Origin of the sequence: Campylobacter sp. S4:11 (assembly GCF_024723695.1) — a bacterium.
Classification (GTDB): domain Bacteria; phylum Campylobacterota; class Campylobacteria; order Campylobacterales; family Campylobacteraceae; genus Campylobacter_D; species Campylobacter_D jejuni_C.
The window spans coordinates 1-2,610 of the sequence record NZ_JANQDC010000045.1 but is presented as its reverse complement, the minus strand read 5'-3'; the positions used below and the strand labels follow the sequence as shown (position 1 = coordinate 2,610).

At 29.1% G+C, this 2,610-nt stretch carries 1 protein-coding gene; it reads right to left on the bottom strand.

The window, feature by feature from the left end; translation table 11 throughout:
* The coding region (locus tag CAMP5053_RS08000; protein ID WP_337217619.1) for a hypothetical protein at nt 1–2,610 on the bottom strand (2,610 nt) is incomplete at both ends.

Below are 2,610 nucleotides of genomic sequence, written 5' to 3'. Positions count from 1 at the left end.
TTTAAATGCAGATTCTTCAACTTCCTCAATCTCTTCTTCTTCGTATTCAAAAACAGGTGTTTGTTTTTGTGAATCAGCTACTTGGCGAGAGATTTTTTCATAGTCACCATCTTCACCACCTCCATCAATAGGTCTATTAACATCAGGAGCTATTAATAAAGGAATGGTTTTAAAATCTCCAGCTATGATAACTTTTTTAAATTCGTTATTATCTTTAAAATCTTGAAGCTTGCCTTTATAGTCAAGCAATTGTGCATAAAGATTTTTAGCTTCATTGTTAAGCTTTATGATAGTATTTTTGATATTTATAAATGCAGGATCATTTTCATTTTTCAAGCCTTTTTCTATTAAAACTATATAATCATTATAAGCTTTTATAGCTTTAGCTAATTGTTCTTGATTGACTTCAAGTAAGTATTCAAGATTAAATCCTTTTGATACTATATTTTCATTAAGAACTTTAAGCTCGTTATATAGTTTGTTTTTCTTATTATTAAAGTTTGTAAATTTAGTGTCAGCATTTTTGAAAGAATTTGCAAAGTTAGTTTTTACTATTTCATTAGTAAATTTAGCTTTGTTTATATCATGATCTTTGTATGCATTTAAGAAGCTCAAGCTTTGCAATAATGCTCTAGCATCATTTTCTTTTACGCCTAAGTATGTGGTTACAAACTTAACCTGCTCATCTTCTGTTTTATTTGATATATTGCTATATTCACTTAGTAATTTAGCTAATAATCTAATATCTATATTATAATGAATTTTATCAATATCATTTATAATATAATCCCATATATCATCACTAATTAAATCATTTTCATCTAAAGTGGCTGTTTCATCTTTAATCTTTTCTACATCAGGTCTAAAGATATTTTCACTTGGTTTTACTTCAAAATTAGTATTGAAACTAAAATAGCCATCTTTTTCATGCAAGCCATAATCTTTTAGATCCTTATTAATTTGATTTTTAAATTCGGTGTATTTGCTATCATGATCACTGCTGTTGTATGAAATCTTTTGAAATCCTTTAGTGGTATCCGCAATAGTGCCTTTTTCTGTTATATTTGGATGATATATAAAAATATTTTCATGTTTAGAGTCTGTTTTAGAAATAGCATGGAAAAGTCCAGCATATTCATTTGTTCCATCACTATTTGCTTCGATTTTTGCATTAGGACTAAAGAATATATAAATATTTTTAAACTGATCTCTACCTTTATCTCCGTCCACAGCAACAAATCCACCAGCTCTTGTTTTACCATCCATATAATCTGTTCCATCTGCTATAATAGAACCTATATTGTTTAAAACTATATTAGAAAAAATTTGCCCTGTGCTTGCTGAATATGCCATAAAACCAGCAGCATAGCTTGTTTCTGCTTTGTCAATACTTTGACTATGAATGTTTTTAATATTGTTTAAAACTATATTAGAGTAATAATTTTGACCATCTGAATATCCTACAAACCCTCCTGCAAAAGCATCATCTTTAATATAAAAAGGAGGGCCCCAATCATAAGTTCCGTTATTTTTAGCTTGAATCAAATCAATATCATTTAATACTATGTGATTAAACTCATTAATTCTATCTCCGCTAAAATCTCCTTGAGTTGAATTAAAAATAAGTCCTACAAAACCACCAACTCTCGCTCTTTCAGTATCTGTTTCTGCCATGATACTATCAATATTATGTAAAACAATATTATCAAATTTATGTCCTATATTGCTATAATTATAAACTCCAGACCATAAACCCCCAGTAAAGCCACCTACATAGGCTAAATCACCTTTGCCATAAATCTTACCTATATCCTTAAGAGCTATGTTGTTAAATGAGCTTCCTTTCATGAAACACCAAATATCATCATAGCAATTCACACCATCCCAATCATCTAAATCTCCACCCCAATCTGCAATAATGCCAGCAAAACCACCCACATAACTAATATGATTTTTTGATTCTGCTTTTATCTCTTTAATACCTTTTAATGTGATATTACTTACATCACTACCATCCATAATCATACCAGCCATACCGCCTGCGTAAATAATGCCATCGTTTGAACCTATGATACTTCCTTGATTATAATCAACATTAAGATTTTTTAAAGTAGCAGCTCTTAATACGCCAAAAATTCCTAAATATTTTGGTTTATTTTCTAAGTTTGTTGTATCTATATTGATATTACTTAAAGTAAAACCTTGACCATCAAAAATTTTATTAAAATAATTTTTATTATCATAGCCAACTATCATACTAGTAATTTCATTAGCGTCTTTTTTACCATCACCATTTAAGTCAAACCAGTAATTAGCGTAGTTTTGCTTTTTAAAATCGATATTAGCGGTTAATCTATACTCACTAGCTGTATCTCTAAAACCTTCTTTGTTTTCATTCCACCCTTTAGCAAAATACCACCAGTCTTGCACAGAACCTATACCTACATATTTATCTACCTTAAAATTACCATTTTTTTTGCTTATTTTATTAAACACTTTAAAAGAATCAGGACTATAATAATATCCACTAGCATTTAAATACATAGAACCTTTTGTTTTAGCATCAACATCTATTGATTGTATTTTGTCAGCATTTACACCAGCAACATT